The organism is Psychrobacter proteolyticus (assembly GCF_038155145.1).
GTDB lineage: Bacteria > Pseudomonadota > Gammaproteobacteria > Pseudomonadales > Moraxellaceae > Psychrobacter > Psychrobacter proteolyticus_B.
In genome coordinates this window covers 15,871-39,045 of sequence record NZ_JBAKAY010000005.1, presented here as the reverse complement: position 1 = coordinate 39,045, position 23,175 = coordinate 15,871, and the positions used below count along the sequence as shown (strand labels likewise).

Here is a 23,175-nt window from a genome sequence, read left to right as displayed (position 1 = left end):
AACATCTGCCTCGCGAGTTGCCATGAGCAAGCCTACACCCAATATACCACCTGAACGTCCCAATGAGTCGCCGTCAAACAAGCAAGATGGCACAGTCGAGGAGCGTGTCGATACCACGCTGCCGGACGCGCAACCAGTGGTAGATGAGGTGGAAGACACATCAGCAACGCCAGCAACCAACGTCTCGCTTATCAGTGGTAACAGTAAACCGCGTCAATATAAAGTCAATAACCCATCGTTTTTTATGCAACGTGGCTATCAAGTGCTGCTAGTGTTGGGGCTGATTGCTGCATTTTTCTTAGTCATGGTTTATCAGACGTTGTTTGGTCGTATCGAGCAGCCGCAGCAAATGGTCACGATTGAGCCAGGTCAGACGTATTATGGTCTACTACCGCAGTGGCAGCAGCAGATTCCGCTGTTTTCGGCAGGTGTGGCCAAGCTATATATCAAATCGCAAGTCGATGCGCCGTTGCATGCTGGTACGTATCAATTACCCGAAAACCCGACTATCGCTGAGGCGCTACAAATACTAGGTCAAGGCGCAAAAGCGGCTATGGTCAAGGTACAGATTATCGAAGGCAAGACATCTAAAGACCTTTATCAAGCGCTGCGTGACAATGACAAAATCGAAAAAGAAGTACTGACCGCAGATAGTGACAATACGAGTATTGCCCAAGCATTGGATTTGACGGGTGTATTGCCAGATAGTGTGACTAATAGCAGTGACCCGATTGTTAACTACAATCTTGAAGGTTGGTTCGCGCCTGATACCTATTATTATGGTGAAGGAACCAGCGATAAAAAAGTATTGACTGACTTGTATAAGCGTCAGCAGCAGGTACTGACTGATGCGTGGGAAAATCGTGCGCCGAATCTGCCTTACAAGAGTCCTTATGAAGCGCTAGTCATGGCGTCTATTATCGAAAAAGAGACCAGCGTTGCTGATGAACGTCCTTTAGTTTCTGCCGTATTTAGAAATCGCTTGAATAAAAACATGCGTATGCAGACGGACCCGACCATTATCTATGGTATGGGCAGTCGTTATGATGGTAATATCCGCCGCAAAGACATCAATGAAAAGACGTCTTATAACACCTATCAAATTGATGGTTTACCGCCAACGCCAATTGCGCTACCATCAGCGGCCTCTATCGAAGCGACCTTACATCCTGCCGATAGTGAAGCGTTGTATTTTGTGGCAACGGGCAATGGTGGGCACAAATTTACCAATAGCTTGGCTGAGCACAATCAAGCGGTAAAAGACTATCTCAGTGTCATGCGTGAGAAAAAATCTCAAACGCCGCCGCAGTAATATTCCTTCTTAATCTTCTTATAAAACTTATCGTTTATTGAGTGCTACAAAGTAGAGGTAGCGCTCATCAATGACATAAGGTCATATCATGTCAGTATCTATGTACACCAGCGCAACACCGTCACATAGCAGCACACCAGCATCGAATCTACCTGAATCAAGTGCTTTAAATACGGAGACGGCACCTACGTTAGGCCGCTTTATTAGTTTTGAAGGAACCGAAGGCGTGGGAAAAACTACTGCGATTGAACAGTTGTGCTTGCGCTTAGAAGCTAATGGCATCCAGTATCTACGTACTCGTGAGCCGGGTGGTAGCCCATTTGCCGAGCAATTGCGTGACATATTATTAGATCCAGCGACTGATATCGAAGACGATACTGAGCTGCTGCTATTATTTGCGGCGCGCTGTGATCATATGCAACAGGTCATCTTACCAGCGCTCCAAAATGGTACTTGGGTGATATGTGACAGATTTACCGACTCTACTATTGCGTATCAGGGCTTTGGGCGTGCGTATGGCGACGAGCTGGTACGCGGCAAAATCGATATGCTTATCAAACAATTTGTGACGCAGCTTCCTGAGCTGACACTGTGGCTAGATTTGCCAGTAGCAGAGGGTATGAAACGTGCCAATAAGCGCAGTGCGGCCGATCGTTTTGAGCAGCAGGCTACCGAGTTTTTTACTTGGGTGCATACTGGTTTTAGTCAGCTTGCGAGCGAGTATCCTGAGCGCATACAGCGTATTGATGCATCGGGCAGTACGGATGATGTGAGTGCGCGTATATGGCAGACAGTTATGGACAGATTCGATATCAAATAATTAAATTTTGCCAAGTAGATTTATAGATTCATACGGCAGTTAGATATATCGATAGCCAGTTAGCCAGTTAGCCAGCTAGTCAGCTAGCCCCAACAAAAAGCCCCAGCATATTGCTGGGGCTTTTTATTAAGGTAAATATTTTATCTTAAAGTCAATAAAGCAGATAACAACACATATTATTTGTCGTCTGACTTATCTACTTTTACATCCTCAGTAGTCGCGATAGAGGCGTCGCTATCTTGAGCAGAGTCAGGTAGACGATTTGGGTCAAGCGCCCCTTTTTTGTTTTTAGGTGCACTACCATTGCCATTACTGTTCGTAGAGGTTTTGGTTTTCGAAGTCGCTGTCGAGTTTGCAGACATGACGCCTTTATTATCCACATTCGTAGCAGACGTTTTTGGCTCTTCTACTGGTTCACTTTTCTCTACGGTAGTACTAGAAGGTGACTTAGTCTCGGTGCTACTGCTTTGGGTGGCTGATGATTGATTAGCAGTGTTTTGTTCATCACTTTTATCACTATCTACCGAAGGCTCTGGCGCTGCTGTCTGGCTATCGTCAGGGCTAGGCTCCTGCTCTTTGCGCTTTTCAGGGGCTTTTGAGTTGGATTCAAAGTTAGCATCAGCTGCCATGCGGGCCTGCTCTTGCTTAGGCGTTACATCGACTGGCTTCGGCTGTACTTCATCGTCTACCACTAGCGATATAAGCTTACGGTCACGAGGGACAGTACCGTCAAACTTATCGGTGATGACGTGCAGTTTGCCTTCTTTGTCGACAGTATATAACGGTACGAACTGCTTATTATCCGCTTTATATTGCTCAAAGCTATAGCTATCCGTAATGTTGGTAATCTTAATTCGAGCTTTTTTAGACAGCATACTGGCAAGCTTGGTATAGGTCACATCTTTGCCAAACAACCACTGTGAGTGGAAGTTCGATTGCTTATCATCACGCTCGCTTTTAACTTTTTCGTCACTGAATTTAAGACGGTATAGCTTACGCTCACCAAATTCATGACGATAGTGAATCTCGGACAACGTGTTCATTTCTTTGTCCATACTCATCGCAAACAAACGACCAATACCGATTAGATCTAGATGATGATCTGCGTGATCAGAGATAGGATTACCAAAGTAAGTACGCAAACCGCTCATGCGTGCGCGTGCAATATTGGTGTAGTTATTGTGCGCAACGATGACGTCAAAGCCTTGGTCTTTGAGAGAGGTAGCAATCAATAGCGCAATTGGGTTTGAGCCAACGATAAGGATACCGTTGGTCTCAGGCTCACGTACGCCAAGTAAATTACCGACGACTTTTGCACCCAGACCCTGAATCATGACCGTACCGATAATGACCATAAATACGAGAGGTACAAGTAGCTCTACGCCTTGGATATCATACTCTTGCAAGCGAATCGCAAACAGAGATGAGATGGCAGCAGCAACGATACCACGTGGCCCAATCCAGCTAATCATCAGCTTTTCATTGGTCTTAAGGTTAGAGCCGATAGCCGATGCCCAAACTGATAGTGGGCGTGCGACAAACATCACGATAGCGAGCAGCACTAGCCCTGCAAAACCCACACTAAGCAAGCTTGCTAGCTCTACACGCGCCGCAAGAATGATGAACAGCACTGAAATCAGTAAAATGGTCAAGGATTCATTGAACTCTAAAATCGTCTCACGGGGGAATTTTGGCCAGTTTGCCAATGCCACGCCCAATACTGTGACGGTCAATAGACCTGATTCATGCTCTAGGTGATTCGATATTGAAAATAACACCAGTACAAATGCTAGAGTAAAAACATTACGCAAAAACTCAGGAATCATATGACGACGCATAAGGAACGCAAGTAACCAAGCGCCCGCCATACCCATTGCAGTCGCCAATACGACAATCTTAGCAAACAGTAGAATACTACTGGCTTCGCCGCCTGAGATAATGTACTCATAGACCAATACCACAGCGATAGCGCCGATTGGGTCAATGATAATACCTTCCCATTTTAGGATGTTGGAAATGGTTTTGTTAGGGCGTACACTACGCAGCAGCGGCATAATGACCGTTGGACCAGTCACACAGACCAGTGCACCGAATAGTAGAGCAATCAATGGATCAACATCGAATAGTAAATAAGTCGATAGGGCCACGATAGCAATGGTAATCAGTACACCGACAGATACTAGCATCTGTACCACGGTACCATGTTGCTTAATCTCATCGAACTCTAGCGTTAGCGATCCTTCAAATAGGATAATTGCTACGCCCAAAGAGATGAAAGGAAACATCAGCTCGCCTAATACCAAATCTGGGTCAAATACACCCAGCACTGGCCCGACGATAATACCAATCAGTAATAAAAATAAAATGGATGGTTGCTTTAAATACCAAGCCAACCATTGGGCGGCAATGCCAATCCCAACCACGCCGGATAGCAAAAGGGCGGTATCCATAAATTAATCCTTTTATAATCTTGTCATATTTTATATCTATCGATAGCTGTTATAAGATAGTTGCTACCGTTTATTTAACATTAAGTTGTTATCCGTTTTTGTTGTAGCCAAGCCATCGCACTGATAGCCCTAATGAATCACAACATAAGCTAGATATGATATAACTACTATAAAGTAGCAAAGACAAAAGCGCTTCTAGATAAATCACAATACGCTAGAAATGCAAAAGATGGAAAACAAGAGTGATGATAGCCAGTTCATAAGCCTGCAATAAGCAGCCTTATATACAAGCTAACCTTTGTTTGTTTAGTAAAATATTTGGTTTGACATCATACCATGATTTTATTTCAAGCTGATGTAAGCCGTACCTGCTAAAAAGCTATCTCACGGCCACGAAAGTATACGAAGCCCATATGAAATAACGCTGCCTTGGGTTATCCTGCACTATGCAAAAGGCATTAGCATAATACTTCAAGTTTTTATTTATCATACAGTAGCTGCGTGGGGCATGCACGTCACGCACAGGATAATAGTGTTGGCGCCATGAAATGTCATATACTGAACGTTGAGAGTATTTATTTTTATAAGACACTACTAACCATGTTCTACACTATTAACCATCTTTTAAAGACCGGCACTTTATAAATGTTCAAGTAATGAGTAGTGATAAAAATAAGCGTAAAGTAACGGCTAAATAGCTATGACAAGAAGTTCAAATAAAAGTGCTGCGCCGCATAAATAGACAAGATAAATAGATAAAAGAATGTAATTCACCAAATAGTAACGAATAGAGGCATGCCGCTTGGTGTAGTCGCTATCGCTGACAATCATAATGTGGCTGTTAATAACAGCGATTACTCATATGGAGGACACAAAATGCCTATCAATATGTTCAAAGGACGGACCACTGCCAATATGCAGCGCTGGTTACAACGTAGTGCCCTAGCACTCGCTGTTAGTACCGCGATGTTCGCTAGTATTAATGTCACGACGATAAACAGTGCGCAAGCTGCAGTCACTACGGCTGATTTCTCTGGTTTGGTGCAACAAGTTACGCCAGCAGTGGCACGTGTCAATGTCACCAAAACGATCAGTGAAGCCGAGCTTGCTAAGGCTCAGACTGCTGAAGTGTTACGTCAGTTCTTTGGTGATCGTCTACGTATCCCTGATCGAGTCGCGACGCCAGCGATTGAACATGCTTATGGTACAGCCTTTTTTATTACCTCCAATGGATATATGCTAACCAACCATCATGTCATCGCAGGTGCGGACAAAATCACTGTGACGCTCAATGATAGAACTGAGCTTGATGCAACCTTGGTCGGTAGTGACGAGCGCTCAGATGTGGCCGTGCTAAAAGTTGAGGGCAATCAATTTCCAGCCTTGCCTATTGGCGACTCAAGTGGTCTCAAAGTAGGGGAGCCAGTATTGGCAATTGGTTCGCCATTTGGTTTTGATTACTCAGCCTCTGCCGGTATTGTCAGTGCCAAGTCGCGTAGCTTCTCGCGTGAGACGAGCGTGCCATTTATTCAAACAGATGTAGCACTAAACCCGGGTAATTCTGGTGGGCCACTATTTAACCAACGCGGTGAAGTGATTGGTATCAATTCGCGCATTTTTAGTGGTACTGGCGGTTATATGGGTCTGTCATTTTCTATCCCTATTGACGCTGCCATGGACATTTATGAGCAGCTAAAAAACGACGGTGAAGTGGCGCGTGCTTATCTAGGAATCTATCCACAAGATATCGATCGCAATCTGGCCGAGGCTTATAATTTAGAGCGCCCTCAAGGTGCCTTACTGACTCGTGTATCACCAGATTCACCAGCACAAAAATCAGGCCTAAAACCTGGTGACATCATTTTGCAATACAATGACGTACAAATTATGGAAGCATCCGATTTGCTGAACTTGCTCAATCGAGCGCGTCCAAGCGACCCCTTCCGTGCACGGATTCAGCGTAACGGTAAGCAGATGGTGATTAACGGCAAGCTTGCTTATGCGCCCAATGATGTAAGAGCACAGAGCGGTGATGAGCAAAATGATGATGTACAGTTGGGCTTGCGTTTACGTGATTTAACGGCAGATGAACAAGCAGAAATTGCTGTCGATAACAAAACCGGCATATTGGTTACCACAGTGGATCCTACTGGATTGGCCGCTCGCTCAGGTATTCTAGCAGGTGATGTCATCACTAACTTTCATCAAAAACCGATTGAAACAGTGGCAGACTTTTCAGGTGCTATCTCATCTCTTCCTAAAAAAGGCGTGGTCACTATAGAAGTTATACGCCAAGGCATTCCTGCTATTATTGGTCTACGTATTGAGTAGGTGTCATGATTAAATCGTGGCTGTTAATGTGACTCATAATGTAACTCAGATTACGGTGCAGAGTATAAAGGCAGCGCGCACGTCAATAATTGTGCTTGTCTATCATGGAGGTCGACCTCTATAATGTTTGGCTTTTTATCAAACAGCTAAGAGTAAAACCTCAACAGCAATCCATTCGTCAAATGAGTTATTGATCAATCAATAGGCTCTAAGGTGAGCCGAGTCGCTTAGTAGGCTCGTACCACTATGCAACCGCTAGGTAATTATGACTGACCCCGCTCTACATACGCTTATTACAACGACGTCAGCAGCATTGCTAGCGTACATTGCACTGTGGTCAGGGCTACAAACGTTTAATGCCAATCCTACTAAGCGCTTTATGCGTATTTGGGTGAAGCTTGCATTATATTATGCCGCTTATACGATGCCTATTTGGGCGATATTGCTTATCATGGCTTGGTCACAGGACCTGATGCCGATGTTAGCGCAGCTATCACTACCTGCCATACTGATGGCAATATTGATGATGGGCTTATACTTTTATACTGTCATTGTACAACCCAACCGCTTACGATTAGAGCATCATTCTATTGACTTAGATTTATCTACACCGCTCAAAGTCGCCGTATTGGCAGATTTGCGTATAGGGATATACGGTGGTAAGCCGCGTCATATTCGCAAGCTAGTCTCTACTATCAATGCCTTATCGGCAGATGCCGTACTGATTACTGGCGACTGGCTATATTATCCAAGTGCAGACTTGGTGGGTCAATTAATGCTATTCAAAGGGGTGAATAAACCTGTTTATACAGTCATGAGTACCTCGGACTTGCGTTATCAATCTATGAATACGACCAAACAAGGTCAGCCATTATTAGAAGATACATTGGCCAGTACTTTTGATGTACTCGATATTAACTATATCGGCCAGCAATGTACGTCACTGCCACTTAAATGTACAAGAGCAACAAATAAGCAGTCAGTCGTCAATCAGTCGACTTATCGAACTAATAATCAAGACAGTGTTCAGCAAGAAAATCCGAATATAAATCCGTTAGTAGCGGTGCTTTGTGGCTGGCAAGATGTACCCAAGCAATCTACAGATATCGAAACGTCAGAGGCGACTGATAAAGCAATGCTTGGATCGGAGATAGCCAATGCCACCAGCCCAGTGATTATCTTGGCATCACGATTTGATAGTATCAGTGATCTGCCAAAATCTTTACAACCACGCCCTTTGTTGATAACAGGCGCTGCAAAGGCTATTCAAAAAAATATCCTGCTTGCTCAAAAACAGAACGATATTCGACGCAGTAGTGAGCAGTCAGCATTGCTATATAACAGTCGCATGGGTAAGCAACGCGGCCTATACCAACATGCAAGTGCACAGATATTTGTCAGTAGCGGCATCGGTACGAGAGGGTTGCCTTTTCGATTCTATCGACCTACTATCGATGTGTTGACGATTCGTTAATATTACATAAGAGACTTATCAGCGTACATTGATTGAGCTAAACTGTTCCTTTAATGATGTAACTATTTATCTACAAGGTTTTAGTTCAAGTTCTATATATTTGAGCAAAAAATCATATACGTTTTTTGGCACTAAATTTATGGGCTGACTGCCAATTGATTGATAGCGGTCAAATCAAAATATGCTACACTAACGAGCACTCTTATTATTATATTTATGTTGGTTAGTAAGCAGGCCTTTACTCTTGGTAAATTGCCATCACGATACTGATATCGTAGATATAATAATCTATGATACAAACGCTATTATAGTAAGTAGAGACGCAGCATTAACATCAAGTAAGTTACGCCATCAGCGTTTATCAACGCACACAAAGTAATGGCCACTTGCAAACGACCTATCATGTGACAGCTTTAATAAAAGCTAGGATAATACAGTAAGGCACGGTTATGAGCACAGCATACGACGAGATCAAAACCCGACTACAAGGCTCAATGGTAGCTTTGGTAACGCCCATGCACCCTGACGGTAAGGTCGATTATAAACGTCTCGCAGATCTCATAGATTGGCAGATCGAGCAGGGCACACACTGCCTTGTGGCTGTTGGTACTACTGGCGAATCAGCGACCCTATCTATGCAAGAGCATAGCGATGTCATTCGCTATTTTGTCCAGCATGTCAAAGGTCGTGTACCGGTCATCGCGGGTACTGGTGCCAACAACACGATGGAAGCCATCAAGCTGACTCAGGATGCTGCCGATGCAGGTGCAGACTGTGCGTTGCTAGTCGCTCCTTACTACAATAAGCCGCCACAAGAAGGCTTGTTTCAGCATTATCAAGCCATTGCCAAAGCCGTAAATATACCGCAAATGCTGTATAACGTGCCTGGACGTACAGTGGTTGATATCGCTCAAGAAACGGTCGAGCGTTTGTGTGACATCGATAATATCGTTGCTATCAAAGATGCGACAGGATCTGTCGGTCGCGGTGAGCAATTGATAAAAGCCGTTGGTGACAGAATGGTTGTGTTATCTGGTGATGACGGTACTGCGCTTGATCTAATGAAAGTAGGCGGCAAAGGTAATATTTCAGTCACTGCTAACGTAGCGCCAAAAGCCATGAGCGAGACTTTTTCTGCGGGTTTACGTGGTGACTTTGAAGCGGCTGGTAAAATCCATGACGTGGTCAAACATTTGCACCGTGACCTATTTATCGAATCAAGCCCTATCCCAGCGAAGTACGCATTGCATAAAATGGGCATTATCGATAAAGGTATCCGTCTGCCATTGGTTTGGCTCGCCGAGCAGCATCATGCGACTATCGATGAAGCATTGGTTCGAGCAAACATACGATAAATTGATATTTAGCCAATTGATATTCGGCGATTTAAGACTTGCTGCACATTAGATGAGTGCCATTCGAGCTAGCAGCAAGTCAACTTATCACGATAAGTCAATCGCATACATGAGCAATAACTGCTAACTCAGAGAGACAACATGATGACAGTATCATCAAAAACAGTATCATCAAAGACAAAATTATTTCCAGCAATGCTGACCTTGGTTTTGGGTAGCACTTTGGTATTAAGCGGCTGTCAAGCGACCAAAAACTTGCTTGGTAAACGTGACAACGGCAGCTTAGATTATCAACAAAGCAAGAAGCTTGCACCGATAGAGCTACCTGCCGCCCAAGAAACGGCACCTTTTGTACCTTTATATTCAACACCTAATGTTGGAGCAAACACGCTCCAACTACAAAATGAGTCAGGCAATCAGTATCAGCTGCCAAAACCTCAGCGTGCTGTTAGCAGCACTTCGAACTAAACTTACTCCCTTATCTATATCGCTGACTGTTGCGTTTTTTATCATAGCCGCAAGCCATGTATCTTACATCAGTCAGCGGTAGCTGCGCGTTTTTACCACATAAGCTTGAACGAACAGGAACCCCCATAATGCAAAAGCAACAACTGCTGTATAAAGGTAAAGCCAAATCTGTCTATGAAACAGAGGATAATGATCTTCTGATTTTGCACTTCCGTGATGATACCTCAGCGCTTGATGGTAAGCGTATCGAACAATTAGCACGTAAAGGTGTGGTTAATAACCGCTTTAATGCTTTTATCATGCAAAAATTGTCTGATGCTGGTATCGAAACACATTTCGAAAAGCAATTGTCTGATGACGAAGTGTTGGTCAAACGCTTGGACATGATTCCTGTAGAGTGCGTGGTGCGTAACTTTGCAGCAGGTAGTTTGGTGCGTCGTTTAGGTTTAGAAGAAGGGCAGGCATTAACGCCGCCAACTTATGAGCTGTTTTATAAAGATGATGCGCTAGGTGATCCGATGGTTAACGAATCACTTTCTGTATCTCTTGGTTGGGCGACCAAAGAGCAACTGGCTAAAATGGAAGAGCTAACCTATCAAGTCAACGATGTATTAAAGGCATTGTTTGATGCGGGTGATTTAATCTTAGTTGATTTTAAACTAGAGTTTGGCGTATTCCATGACCGAATCGTGTTAGGTGATGAGTTCTCACCAGATGGCTGCCGTATCTGGGATAAGAACACTAAGAAGAAACTTGATAAAGACCGTTTCCGTCAGTCATTAGGCGATGTGATCGAAGCTTATGAAGAAGTCGCTGACCGTATTGGTGTACCATTAAAATAAGTATCAGATACTTAGCATAAAATAAAAAACTGAGCCATGTGCTCAGTTTTTTTATGTCATTATATTTATAATGATACCCTAGTAAGGACTTGAACCTTTGGCTTCAGGCTAATGGGATCAACGTTGTAACTTGCTTTAGCATACATATTTCATCTATGGTGAGTATGCTATACAGGCCTTCCACTCAATACGTCTATGCCCACTACTCACACTGGAATCTGGTAGATTAACAATACATTAAACAAGCTGCTACTTGGAAAAATCAGTAAATGAACTCAAGTTTTCGTGATTTATCTACCCTTGGAAAGCTATACATTATTTTTTTAACATTTATAGTTGTAGTAGGTACTATCTACATGCTTATTGTGATGTATGTAGATAGAAAATCTGATGAATATCCGGTTGATAAATCAAGTATCTATAGCAGTGAAGATTTTTTAACGCTAAGAGAAACCTATAGTAATAAGTATTGGCTAAACCTAAATAGCAATGGAAGCGATACGATTATTAATTGTTATTTGGGTGCGCGAATGCCTAATGGAAATGGCGGCTGTCGCATACCTTCTGAAAAGATAACTCTTATTCAAGGTAAGGAAGTTACTGTTCATTGGTATAAAATCCCCGAATTATACTGGTACCATAACCCTTATAAGCAACTTATAAGTATTAGTAATGATGATGAAATTGTTTATCAGATACCAAAAGGTAAGAATCAACTTCTCGTAAATGTTGGTCATGCTTACTTAATGTTTGTGTTATTCATGGGAAATATTTTAATGTTTTTCATCATTAGATACTTTATCAAATCCAATTTTGGTAAGTTTAAATAATTTAAATTAGAAAATCTTTATAGCGTATACCCAAAGAGAAACAGTTATCCCATCCTTCAAATCTATTAACAGACCATCATAATGGAACCACTTATAAAAGACTGCAACTCCTATCTATTTATCAACCAGTAACATCCTTTAGGCACAGGCTGGTAGTTTAGCTCGTATAAAAAATCAAACATAGCGCCAACACTGTCCTCGATACCTTATCTTACTTTTGTGCTAATTTGTTGGTACTTATGCATATCAATTAGACCATAAAAATAAGAAAAGGTTTCGCTAATGTCTACTGCCTCATCAACTATTTTAGAGCCTGACTGGTTTACTCGTCCGACCTGTGTGGTTGCTGCTGACCTGATTGGTAAGGTTTTATGTCGAAAGCTAACCGATAGTGATGGACAACAAAAAACGCTACGTATGCGTATCTCAGAGACCGAGGCCTATATTGGTCAAGATGATCCCGCTTGCCATTCACATGCAGGCACTCGAACGGCGCGCACAGAAATTATGTATGAGCAAGGCGGCGTGTTCTACGTCTATTTGACCTATGGCGTGCATCATATGCTAAATTTGATTAGCGGCTCTGTAGAGTCGCCTGAATCGGTATTGATACGCGCTGGGTTTTTGACTGATGATAGTGACCGTCTGATCGAAGAGCAACAACTCAGTTCAGATAAGCAGTTTACTCATCCTAAGCAGTTCGCAGGCCCTGGTAAATTGACCAAACGCTTGCAAATTGATCGCGATTTATATGGCAAGCCTATTTCGCCGACATCAGACGTTTGGATAGAAAATGATGGCTGCCAACCACCCGTGTCAGTGCGTCCACGTATCGGTATTGATTATGCAGGTGACGCCAAAGACTGGCTGCTACGTTATATATGGACCGAGCATTCTTCCTTATCTAAGAACTAGCAAATTGAGACTCACAACTATTCTATGAGGTAAGCCTATGTACAAGTTGACCGTTTTTATTCCTGATGCAGCGTTAGACCAAGTAAAGTCTGCTTTGTTTGCTGCTGGCGCTGGGAAGATTGGAAACTATGAGCAATGCTGTTGGCAGGTACAAGGAAGCGGTCAGTTTATGCCATTATCAGGTAGTACGCCGCACATTGGCACACAGGATAGTTTAGAAACGGTCGATGAGTGGCGAGTGGAAATGGTGGTAGATGAAGCTTTTATCGATGCTACCATTGCCGCGTTAAAAGAAGCGCACCCCTATGAAACGCCAGCTTATGATGTGATAAAAGTTTTGGATTTCTAGTTTTATATAGAAAAGTATCAGATGATTGAGTGTAAGAATTCTCATAAAAAACCAAATAAATCATTTGATGACTTATTTGGTTATAAAGTTTTTAAAGTTCCAACTGAGTATTAATAGTGAATATCAGACCCTAACAACTGATTAATCTTTTTTAAGTTTAATCACGTTGTAGCTTGGATAGCCTAGCTCGATTTTATAATCGTCGCGTCCACGTTCAGCCTTTATCTTAATCTTACGATCACCGTTTTTGTATTTGACGTCTTTGACACGATATCCCATGCTACGGACTTTACTAGCAGCTCGTTGCTCGACAACGGAGACATAGCTGTTTTTATCGTTCTTTTTGTCTTTGTGTTTTTTATGATCTTTATTGTCCTTATGAGTATGCTCGTATAGGTCGTCATAGCCATTGTAGCCAATCGGCGCAGTCACACAGCCTGTGGTCACTGCCAATAAAGCTGCGACTATGCTGCCAGTCGCTACCGTTTTTAACGTTGAAAATGATAGAGTTTTCATAATGATTTCCTAGTAATATATCGTTGCTCAATATGGATAAAAACTAAATGTACCGAGTTAATTAGCTAAAAACGCTGAAAGTAGTCAATCTTTTCTGACTTTGATCACATCTAAATTCGGATAACTTAATAGTATCTCGTACTTCTGTGAACCGCGTTTGGCCTCAATCTCAAAAACACCGCGTTTGTTTTTTTCTTCAAGATCGATATCTTCAACACGGTAGCCCATAGCCCTTACTTTGTTGATAGCACGGCGTTTGATAGTTGGGTAACGTGCTTCTCTTTTAATAGTGTCTTCGACATCGCCTTTTTTATAGCGCTGACCATTCTGATAATTACCTTGATGCTTGTTTTCTTTATAACGGCCATTATTATTTTGCGACTTATTATTGTCCCAGTTATCTGGCCATGCTCTTTTGCTTGAGCTGATGAGTCTTAGGGCAGGGTAAGTATATTTTAGCTCGTAGGCTTGGTTGTTCTTTTTAACATAAGCCGTAAGAGCTCGATCACCACGGTAACTATCAGCTCTGATATCTATAATTTGATAGCCTTTGCGGCGCAAGTCTTGTCGAAGCTGCTGACTGCCGCGATTAAAATTATTGTTTTGGCTATTATTATCACCACGATAGACAGGCTGATTGTCATATCCTGAGCCTACAGCTGTACAACCCACTGTCGTACCCAGTAATGCAACGACAAGACCAGTAGACAAAGTGGCCTTAATAGAGAAGGGTTTTATCGTTTTCATGGAGCAGTGTCCTATGATGGTATTAAGTAGGCGATGCAGGTTAAGGGCACCTATATTCTCTATAACTATAAGATTTTAAAAGTATTCTGGCGAATTAAATTAAATCGTCATTAATAAGTATCTTAAACGAATGTTTTTCGAAATATTTCCTTACATTATCTATAATAGAGTACAAAACTTTGCGCTAGGTGTCATTTGCGTTAATAAGTTGTAATAATTGTGGTAAGTAAAATAGTTTGTTGTAAGCATATGCTTACACGTAATGACGTTTACGCGACTTAACATACGAGTGAGAGTTAGGCATTATAGTCACACGGCATTAGGGAATGTGACTCAAGGATTGAGTTGACCGCATTAAGGATAATGATTCGATAACTAGCGTCAGGATGACAATAGTAATTGAAGTAAGGACACATACCCTTTGCTGATAGCAGCAAGTAATACTGAAGCTGTAGTGTAGTAAAAAGGGCAGGATGCCCAGTATCACAATATACTGAATATTTGTGCAAGGATGCATGAAAAGCAGTCGTGATAGGTAACATGGATAGTTAACAATAAAACCGCATAACAATTGATTGCTATGCGGTTTTATCGTGTCTGGAGGACGGTGATTTATTTTTCCGACAGCATATCTATATAATATAAATCTGCCAAAAAAAAACCGCATATATTTCTATGCGGTTTTTTGGTTTATTTAGTACATTAATTATGCAGCGAATATATTAATATTTATTTTCTACACGCCAGTCATCTACTTCACGCTCTGCATCTTCTTTGGCGTGACCATAGCGCTCTTGTACGCGGCCTACTAGCTTGTCACGGCTACCTTCGATATGAGTAAGATCGTCGTCTGTTAGTTCAGCCCATTTTTGTTTAACCGAACCTTTCATTTGGTTCCATTCGCCTTTTAGGGTATGTTCGTTCATTGTATTATTCCTTTTATTGAACTTATTGTGTTTGATCTATTTTTTAATCACTATTTTGATTCTTATTTCACGACTTCGATTACTGATACTACTATTTAATTCTTATTCTAATTGTATTGCACAAGGATAAATGATTGGTTCCAAATATCTTGTGAGATCAAATATAGGACTTTTCAATTCAGCTGTCTGTATATGCTATGTTTATAGTGTTACTTAATTATAGTGAGCGTTTACTAAGTGTTATCTACAGGGCAGCTGTAGTAGTGCCACGTAAATTGCGTCTACTATGCGTGAGAATACTTTCTTCTATTAACTTGTTTTTTATATGAATATTAAGAAAATATATTATTTATTCAAAAATACTTATGTAAATAAGAAAGCAGATACTCAAAAATAGAGTAGCTGCTTTTTTATTGTCTTTGAAATTGATTAAAAACTATCTCGTCGAATATTTATTCAAATACTGATGATAGCGTTTGGTGAGTTTCTTTATTCGTATACGATCAGAAATTAATGAGAAAATTGGCGACGCATTTGGTTTGGGTGATTTGCCTTGCCCCATACGTTGTAATTGTCGTTTGATGACCGCCATTGTAGCAACTGCACTTAAGGTTTTATCTTTCCAGCGTACCACAGGATTGTGAGCACTAAGCGTACTGTCACTTTTCCAGTCATTCGGTAGAGCAGGGTTCATGGCTAATGCGGTTCCCATACCAACCACGTCAATCCCTTGCTTCAGTACATCTTCTGCGACAGCCAATCGCCTAACGCCACCTGTCGTCATTATAGGCATGGTAGCGACTTGAGCAATCTCCTTTGCGAAATCTAAAAAGTAAGCTTCTCGTTGCAACGTGCGACCATCAGCTGTGCTGCCTTGCATGGCTGGGCTTTCGTAGCTGCCACCTGATAGTTCAACCAAATCTACCGCCAATTCATTCATCGCTGAAATAACCACTTTGGCATCATCTGCATCAAATCCTCCGCGCTGGAAATCGGCTGAGTTTATCTTCACAGCGACTGCAAAGGTAGGCGTAACTTGAGCACGAACGGCTTTGATTACTTCGATCAATAGTCGCATACGATTCTCAACCGAACCGCCGTATTTATCTTTACGTTTATTGGTAAGCGGTGATAAAAATTGAGAAATTAGATAGCCGTGGGCGGCATGAATTTGTACACCATCGAAGCCAGCCTGTTCTGCTTTTAGTGCACTATCCGCGAACCGCTGGATGAGTTGCTCGATATCTTGCTGCGTCATCGCACGCGGTTTACCAAATAAATGAGAGTGCTTGCCTAAGTCGATCGCCACGTCAGAAGGTGATAGCACATCGCCACCCATGGCAGCATATACTTGACGACCAGGATGATTGAGCTGCATCCAAATCTGCGTATCGTTGTGCTTAGCAGCATTTGCCCATGCTCTAAAAGGCGCTATCTCACTGTGTTTGTCTAATACGACCCCACCAGGCCCTGTCATAGCGCGGCCATCGACCATCACGTTTCCCGTGATTAACAGACCTGTCCCGCCTTCTGCCCAGTTTTTGTATAGACGGAGCAGAGTAGGGCCAGGGACTTGACCGACATCAGCCATGTTTTCTTCCATGGCAGCTTTCGCTAAGCGGTTGGGTAATGTAGCGCCACAAGGCAGCACTAAAGGGGAGAATACAGGTGATGTCATGATAGTGGCCTAGAAATGGTTGTTTTGTGAAGCATGAGTTCTACTATGGGTTTGGCTATAGACATATGGTTTAAATGACTATAACCTTATAGCTAAGATATTCGCTATCGGCAATTGACCATTATCATCACATTTTTTTGGCATAATAGCACCTAAGGTAAATTACTGGTGTGTCGATATAATTATCTATTGAATAGGAAGACCTCTGTATTGAATGTATTAGCGCAAGATTTGACAGTCCCAGTAGAATCTAAACGTGAGCTAGCAAAAGCCAAGACTCGGCGTGCGTTATTAAAAAGTGCTTTGCGGTTGTATAGCTTGGAAGGTGCTCAGGGCATGAGCATGAATAAAGTTGCCAAAGGTGCAGGTATTGCACAGCCCAGTTTTTACAATCATTTTGAGAGTCTAGAGGCGCTACAAAACGAGTTGAGCGCCCAACTAAAAAACAATTATCTATCACCGATGCGATTGGCATGGGTCAATATGCTCAAAGATTATGATGTGTTGAGTAAAGATCAGTTTAATCAGCAATGTCGACAATGTCTGATTATGATTTTTGATTCTGCATTTGAGAATATCGCGCTGTTTCAGCATTTGTTAGAGGACCGTCCTAGGTTTAGTGACAGTATAGAAAACCAGTCTTCATTAAACAATGGACTGGGCAATCTGATTACCGAAATACAAGAAGAGTGGACAGAGATATTTATTCAGGGATTGCAGTTATCCAATCGTACTTGCGAGCGCAGTGCTGTCAATCTATGCGTTGATATGGCGGCGGCACAAGTACATGAGTTGATATTGGGCTGTCATCAGCAGCGTTACTCAAGACAACAAGCGATTGCCACGTTGAGTATCAGCTTTGATGCACTGTTCGCCAATTTTTTGCACGGAAGCAATACTAGTCAGTAGTGATAATAAGCAAAAATTATTGTCATGAAATCTAGAACGAAAAACACAACAGGGAGAGTGACTATGGCCACAACCACGGCTGCACCAACGTTAGGCGAAGCGCAAACGCATTTTAGAACTTGTACATTGTGCGAGGCAATGTGCGGCGTCGAAATAAAACATGATGGCGAAAAAGTCTTGTCGATTAAAGGGGATAAAAACGATCCCTTTTCGCAAGGCTATATTTGTCCGAAAGCCACCGCTTTGCAAGATTTGCATGAAGATCCTGACCGTTTACGTCAGCCGGTAGAGAGAACGGCAGACGGTTGGAAATCTATTAGTTGGCCAGAAGCGTTAGATAAAGTTGCTGCAGGTATTCAGTCCATACAGCAAAAGTATGGTCAAAATGCGTTGGGTGTTTATCTAGGTAATCCTAACGTACATAACATGGGTGGTATGTTGACCATCAAACAACTACTTACCAGCTTAAAGACGCGCAGTCGTTTTTCTGCCACCTCTATTGACCAGCTGCCACATCATATTATCAGTATGCATCTGTTTGGTCATATGCTGCGCATTCCAGTTCCCGATGTCAATAACACACAATATATGCTTATCATCGGTGGCAATCCGCTGGCTTCTAACGGCAGTATCATGACTGCGCCCAATATGCGTCAAAAGTTAAAAGATATCAAAGCGCGCGATGGCAAAGTAGTGGTGGTTGATCCAAGACGTACCGAAACTGCAGACATCGCTAGTGAGCACCACTTTATTCGTCCAGCGACGGACGTATTGCTGCTATTGGCCATGCTCAATGAAATCTATACGCAAGGCTATGCAAAGCTCGATACTAGAGTGGCGGCCTTGGCACCAGAAATAGATCGACTTGCTTTATTTGCTGAACAATACACGCCTGAGTCAGTGGCAGACATCACGGGTATTACCGCAGCCGAAATCAAACGTATCGTCAAAGAGTTTTGTGAAGCAGAAAGCTCAGTTTGTTATGGCCGTATGGGCATCTCAGTGCAAGAGTTTGGTTTGCTCAGCCAATATCTATCTATGGTCATCAATATCGTCACGGGTCGTTTAGATGAAGTGGGCGGACTCATGTTCCCAAATCCTGCTGTCGATGTTGTGAACAGTTCTGGCCCAGGCTATCTGGGTAAACGTCATAGCCGCGTGAGTAATCTGCCTGATTTTAATGGTGAGTATCCAGTGGTTGCGATGGCAGATGAGATGTTAGTCGAAGGGGAAGGTCAGTTAAAGGGATTCGTTACGGTCGCTGGTAATCCGGTTCTGAGCACCCCGAATGGTGAAAAGTTAGACGAAGCATTATCTCAGTTAGAGTTTATGGTTTCGCTTGATTACTTTGTGACTGAGACCAGTCGCCATGCCAATATTATTTTACCGCCTGTATCGCCGTTAGAGCGCGACCATTATGACATTACTTTTAACGGCTTTGCCGTGCACAATGTCGCTAAATATTCGCCTGCTTTGTTTGATAAAACTGATGATACCAAGCATGACTGGGAGATTTATTTAGGACTGGCTGACCGCTTAGACAAAGATGCACTAGAAGCAACGCAAAAAGAACGTGCCGCGACAAAAGCCTTTGGTCCTAAGTTCTTGTTAGAGCAAGGCCTAAAGTATGGACCTCATAAAGAGGTGACATTCGAAGCACTGGTTGAAAATCCGCATGGTATCGATTTGGGTCCGCTGCATCGTATGTTGCCAGAGGCTATTAAACACGCTGATAAACAAATTCATCTTCATGTTGATTTTTATCAGTCAGATTTGGCCCGTGTCAAAGAAATGGTGCAAGAGTATGACAGTAGCCAAACGCTGCTAATCGGTCGTCGTCATGTACGTAGCAACAATTCATGGTTGCACAATAGCCATCGACTGGTAAAGGGCAAATCTCGCTGTACATTGATGTTGCATCCGCAAACGGCAGCGCAACATGGCATTGTAGACGGTCAAGATGTCAGAGTAACTTCTCGAGTAGGTAGCGTGGTCATTGCAGCAGAAGTGACGGATGAGCTGATGCCAGGAGTGGTCAGCATTCCGCATGGCTTTGGTCACGGTCGTAAAGGGGTTAAGCAAAAGATTGCGCAGGCACATGCAGGTGTCAGTGTTAATGATTTGACCGATGAGACGTTGATTGATCAGTTGAGTGGTAATGCCGCCGTTAACGGTGTGCCTGTGCAATTAGAAGCATTGGATATGGGTGTTGATGGTTTATCTGCTGCTACAGACAATGTAGCAGAAGGCGCACTAGCATAAAATTAATGATAAGTTTGTAGAAATACAAAAAAGGCGTTCACGTAAAGTGAGCGCCTTTTTTTGTTTGCAATTTAAATATATCGCTGAACCAATCAAACGCTCATACCGATAAAATCAAAATCGACGTTGGGCGTTTCACCTTGGATTAATAAACTAAGGGCCTTTGCAGAGCCGCAAGAGTGTGTCCATCCCAATGTGCCATGTCCAGTGTTCAGCCATAAATTGTCAAAAGTCGCTGAAGTATTATGACTACCATGTTTGACTTGACCACAGTGTGCGCGACCAATCAAAGGTACGTTTGATGGGGTCATCGGGCGCAGTCCTGTCCAATATTGCACCGAGTTTGCGATAATGCCTTTTGGAAATAATTGCTGCACACGCCGAGTAATCGCTTCACAGCGAGTGGTATTTAAGTCTAAGTTATAGCCATTAAATTCTGCGGTGCCAGCCACTCGTAATTTGTCACCTAATCGTGAGGTAACCAGTTTAAACTCATCATCAATCAAGCTAACAAAAGGTGCTAGATGTGGTGCTCGTGGATTGACGGTATAGGTAGCCGAATAACCTTTTGCTGGAAATATTGGCGCGTGTATCCCCAATGGTTTTAGTAGAGGTACGCTATAGCTGCCAAGCGCGACCACATGACTATCAGCCGTAAAGGTCTGCGCATTTTCGCCTTTTGGACGGATAGTAATACTGTGTACATGCGGACGGGCAGAGTCAGCATCAGCATTGAGTGCTAAAATTTCGGTATCATATAAAAACTGTACACCCGCATCGATACAGCGCTGCGCTAACCGTTGGGTAAACAGGTGCGCATTGCCAGACTCATCACGGCTGGTATAGGTCGCTCCAGTGAGCTTATGCGCAATTGGGTAAAGCGCTGGTTCTAAGTTGACAGCATTATTGATATCAATCACATGGCGCTCACAACCAAGCGCTTGCATGCGTTCAGTTGGTTCGATAGCCGCATCAAACTCTGCCTGATTGGTATAAAAATGCATGATACCGCGTGTTTGCTGTTCGTAGTTGATGCCAATATCCGCGCGCAGCTGTTGTAAGGTATCTCTTGAATATAGACCTAGGCGCACCATTTGCACCAGATTGGCATCGGCTCTATCGGCGCGGCACTCTTGCAGAAACTGCATGGCCCATTTGAGCTGAGCTTTATCCGCACGCAAGCGATACAGTAGCGGAGCATCTTCTTTAAACAGCCACTTGAGCGCTTTCATCGGGGTCGTAGGGTTGGCCCACGGCGTGGCATGTGAGACAGAGATTTGTCCGCCGTTGGCAAATGATGTTTGCATACCTGCCGCCGGTTCGCGCTCAATCACGGTCACATCATAGCCTGCCTGACGTAGATACCATGCGGTGGTTACGCCCACCACGCCTGCTCCGAGTACCGCAATATGTGTCATAGGATTCTCTATGCTCATGTTAATCATGACGGCCGCTCTTTATTAAACTACCATCACCTTAGCTGCGTCGCTTGCCTGATTCGATGTGCTTTTATTTCGGACGCGCAACATCTACCTGTAGTGCGGCTGGCAAGTCCAATATGCTCAAATCACTCTCTGCCAATTGTTCAGGACGTGCCACGACCAAAGCGGTAAAGCCATCATCATTTTTCATCGCATTGACCACTTGGATTTTATCAATCTTGTCACCTGCGCTTGGTGCTGCACCGGTGCCTTGTACATAGTGCAAAAATGCTTTGGGTGCAGATTTAAAGTAGATGCGAGCGATGACTTCTTGGCCTAAATAGCAGCCTTTATCATAGTCCATGCCGCCACGTTGATGTAGACGCAGCTCTTGCGGTTGAAACTCACCTTGAGTCGCGGCCACAATCCAATAATTACCAGTAGCTAGGCTGCATGCTATCCAAGCCTGTGTATCCTCAGCAGTATTATGGTCGTCTTTGTGGCTAAAAGTTGGCTCATCTGCTAGTACGCAGGGATAAATCGCTGCTGGTGCACTGGTCTCAAATTTAGAAAACGCCCCGTACTTATTAAGATGTGCCTGAAAAGACTCAGCACAATCGCTACTTATGACCACATCATAATGTTTTTCTGCTTGCTTTTTGATCCAGATGCCAAACTCAATACGACCTTTTAGGTTACCGATGGCGGCTGCCTGATAGCTAAGCCCGAGCTTGGTAACGTCACAAGTCAGTTGCCCTTGCAAGAATTTTTCGGCGTCCTCGCCTTGGATAGTTAATTGCGAAAACTGCGGTACGGCTGATAAATTTGAAGACTGAGTCATTGTTATTATCCTTCTGATGAGAGCTTACTTAGTAATAATATAGATGAAATCGAAGTGATAAAAAATTATATGGGCGCTTTTATCATTGACAGTATTTGTGCACATAAATCTAAATGAGGCTAAGAAGAGTACCACAAAAAACCCTATCATAAAAAACGTCATCAGTAAGCGATGAGTTAAGTGTTAAATTGGGCATAGCGTTTGATTTTCAAGCGTACAAATTGGTTAAAGATGGTGAGTTACGGTACAATATCAGCTCTACAATTAACCTAATGTACGATGGCTGCCGAGGAAATAATGAGCTTACCAAATTGCCCTAAATGTGATGCTGAATATACGTATGAAGATGGTGCGTTACTGGTATGTCCTATGTGTGCTCATGAATGGACGGCGGCTGAGACTGATGCAGCACAAGCTGAAAACCAAGACGCAGTCATACGTGATGCTGTCGGCAATGAGCTACAAGACGGCGATGCGGTGACGGTCATTAAAGACCTAAAAGTCAAAGGCTCTTCAATCGTGATTAAAGTAGGAACGAAAGCGAAAAGCATACGTCTGTTGCCAGATGCTACTGACGGTCATGATATCGACTGTAAACTTGATGGCTACGGACCAATGAAGCTTAAGTCTTCTGTGGTCAAAAAAGCTTAAATTGTAAAAACTTCTTGAAAGATACGATAATAAACAAATATAAAGCAGACGTTTAATCACAAAACATTGTCGTTATAA

The 23,175-nt window shown here is 43.0% G+C and carries 20 protein-coding genes; 13 read left to right on the top strand and 7 right to left on the bottom strand.

Annotation, left to right across the window (positions count from 1 at the left end):
* The first annotated feature begins 22 nt into the window (after nucleotides 1-22).
* Together mltG and tmk are read left to right on the top strand one after the other, a co-directional pair.
* Nucleotides 23-1,312, top strand: a complete 1,290-nt coding sequence (gene mltG / locus V6252_RS07485; RefSeq protein ID WP_238050382.1) for an endolytic transglycosylase MltG — start codon at nucleotides 23-25, stop codon at nucleotides 1,310-1,312.
* A gap of 88 nt (nucleotides 1,313-1,400) precedes the next feature.
* A complete protein-coding gene (gene tmk / locus V6252_RS07480) occupies nucleotides 1,401-2,132 on the top strand; it encodes a dTMP kinase (protein ID WP_341609939.1) in 732 nt (243 codons plus the stop codon).
* Between the two features lie 176 nt (nucleotides 2,133-2,308).
* Here the strand turns inward: tmk and V6252_RS07475 are convergent, their stop codons facing one another.
* Nucleotides 2,309-4,582, bottom strand: a complete 2,274-nt coding sequence (locus tag V6252_RS07475; protein ID WP_341609938.1) for a sodium:proton antiporter — start codon at nucleotides 4,580-4,582, stop codon at nucleotides 2,309-2,311.
* 966 nt (nucleotides 4,583-5,548) lie between these two features.
* Here V6252_RS07475 and V6252_RS07470 point away from each other — a divergent pair.
* The 8 genes from V6252_RS07470 to V6252_RS07435 all read left to right on the top strand — a co-directional run bounded on the left by V6252_RS07470 (nucleotide 5,549) and on the right by V6252_RS07435 (nucleotide 13,146).
* Complete coding sequence (locus V6252_RS07470; RefSeq protein WP_413786739.1) at nucleotides 5,549-6,913, top strand: Do family serine endopeptidase; 1,365 nt, start codon at nucleotides 5,549-5,551, stop codon at nucleotides 6,911-6,913.
* 265 nt (nucleotides 6,914-7,178) lie between these two features.
* Entirely contained in the window at nucleotides 7,179-8,387 is a 1,209-nt protein-coding gene (locus V6252_RS07465; protein ID WP_341609937.1) for a hypothetical protein, read from the top strand.
* 449 nt (nucleotides 8,388-8,836) lie between these two features.
* The gene (dapA, locus tag V6252_RS07460; protein ID WP_101204579.1) at nucleotides 8,837-9,742 is read left to right on the top strand and encodes a 4-hydroxy-tetrahydrodipicolinate synthase; all 906 of its coding nucleotides are present in this window, start codon (nucleotides 8,837-8,839) and stop codon (nucleotides 9,740-9,742) included.
* A gap of 141 nt (nucleotides 9,743-9,883) precedes the next feature.
* Nucleotides 9,884-10,210: a hypothetical protein gene (locus V6252_RS07455; protein ID WP_425355867.1), complete on the top strand. Its 327-nt coding sequence runs from the start codon at nucleotides 9,884-9,886 to the stop codon at nucleotides 10,208-10,210.
* 128 nt (nucleotides 10,211-10,338) lie between these two features.
* On the top strand, nucleotides 10,339-11,052 hold the full coding sequence (gene purC, locus V6252_RS07450) for a phosphoribosylaminoimidazolesuccinocarboxamide synthase (RefSeq protein WP_057757995.1): 714 nt from the start codon (nucleotides 10,339-10,341) through the stop codon (nucleotides 11,050-11,052).
* 269 nt (nucleotides 11,053-11,321) lie between these two features.
* Nucleotides 11,322-11,882: a hypothetical protein gene (locus tag V6252_RS07445; protein ID WP_341609936.1), complete on the top strand. Its 561-nt coding sequence runs from the start codon at nucleotides 11,322-11,324 to the stop codon at nucleotides 11,880-11,882.
* Nucleotides 11,883-12,164: 282 nt separating this feature from the next.
* Nucleotides 12,165-12,797 carry a DNA-3-methyladenine glycosylase gene (locus tag V6252_RS07440; protein ID WP_341609935.1) on the top strand — a complete coding sequence of 211 codons (633 nt, stop codon included), beginning with the start codon at nucleotides 12,165-12,167 and terminating at the stop codon, nucleotides 12,795-12,797.
* Nucleotides 12,798-12,834: 37 nt separating this feature from the next.
* Nucleotides 12,835-13,146, top strand: coding sequence for an NGG1p interacting factor NIF3 (locus V6252_RS07435; RefSeq protein WP_341609934.1), 312 nt, complete (start codon nucleotides 12,835-12,837; stop codon nucleotides 13,144-13,146).
* Between the two features lie 141 nt (nucleotides 13,147-13,287).
* On the opposite strand, the gene V6252_RS07430 is transcribed toward V6252_RS07435, so the two are convergent.
* The 4 genes from V6252_RS07430 to V6252_RS07415 form a co-directional block, all read right to left on the bottom strand.
* Nucleotides 13,288-13,662 (bottom strand): hypothetical protein, encoded by a 375-nt coding sequence (locus V6252_RS07430; protein WP_341609933.1) that lies wholly within the window; start codon nucleotides 13,660-13,662, stop codon nucleotides 13,288-13,290.
* Nucleotides 13,663-13,746: 84 nt separating this feature from the next.
* Nucleotides 13,747-14,409 (bottom strand): hypothetical protein, encoded by a 663-nt coding sequence (locus V6252_RS07425; RefSeq protein WP_341609932.1) that lies wholly within the window; start codon nucleotides 14,407-14,409, stop codon nucleotides 13,747-13,749.
* Nucleotides 14,410-15,131: 722 nt separating this feature from the next.
* Nucleotides 15,132-15,335 (bottom strand): CsbD family protein, encoded by a 204-nt coding sequence (locus V6252_RS07420; RefSeq protein ID WP_057758006.1) that lies wholly within the window; start codon nucleotides 15,333-15,335, stop codon nucleotides 15,132-15,134.
* Nucleotides 15,336-15,771: 436 nt separating this feature from the next.
* Nucleotides 15,772-17,013: an NADH:flavin oxidoreductase/NADH oxidase family protein gene (locus V6252_RS07415; protein ID WP_341609931.1), complete on the bottom strand. Its 1,242-nt coding sequence runs from the start codon at nucleotides 17,011-17,013 to the stop codon at nucleotides 15,772-15,774.
* A 210-nt stretch (nucleotides 17,014-17,223) separates the two neighbouring features.
* On the opposite strand from V6252_RS07415, the gene V6252_RS07410 reads away from it, so the two are divergent.
* The gene (locus V6252_RS07410; protein WP_341609930.1) at nucleotides 17,224-17,922 is read left to right on the top strand and encodes a TetR/AcrR family transcriptional regulator; all 699 of its coding nucleotides are present in this window, start codon (nucleotides 17,224-17,226) and stop codon (nucleotides 17,920-17,922) included.
* Between the two features lie 63 nt (nucleotides 17,923-17,985).
* Nucleotides 17,986-20,184, top strand: a complete 2,199-nt coding sequence (locus V6252_RS07405; protein ID WP_341609929.1) for a molybdopterin oxidoreductase family protein — start codon at nucleotides 17,986-17,988, stop codon at nucleotides 20,182-20,184.
* A gap of 92 nt (nucleotides 20,185-20,276) precedes the next feature.
* On the opposite strand, the gene V6252_RS07400 is transcribed toward V6252_RS07405, so the two are convergent.
* Nucleotides 20,277-21,602, bottom strand: a complete 1,326-nt coding sequence (locus tag V6252_RS07400) for a D-amino acid dehydrogenase (RefSeq protein WP_341609928.1) — start codon at nucleotides 21,600-21,602, stop codon at nucleotides 20,277-20,279.
* Between the two features lie 91 nt (nucleotides 21,603-21,693).
* Complete coding sequence (locus V6252_RS07395; protein ID WP_341609927.1) at nucleotides 21,694-22,446, bottom strand: folate-binding Fe/S cluster repair protein; 753 nt, start codon at nucleotides 22,444-22,446, stop codon at nucleotides 21,694-21,696.
* Between the two features lie 297 nt (nucleotides 22,447-22,743).
* On the opposite strand from V6252_RS07395, the gene V6252_RS07390 reads away from it, so the two are divergent.
* Nucleotides 22,744-23,097: a zinc ribbon domain-containing protein YjdM gene (locus V6252_RS07390; protein WP_101205152.1), complete on the top strand. Its 354-nt coding sequence runs from the start codon at nucleotides 22,744-22,746 to the stop codon at nucleotides 23,095-23,097.
* Nucleotides 23,098-23,175 lie beyond the last annotated feature (78 nt).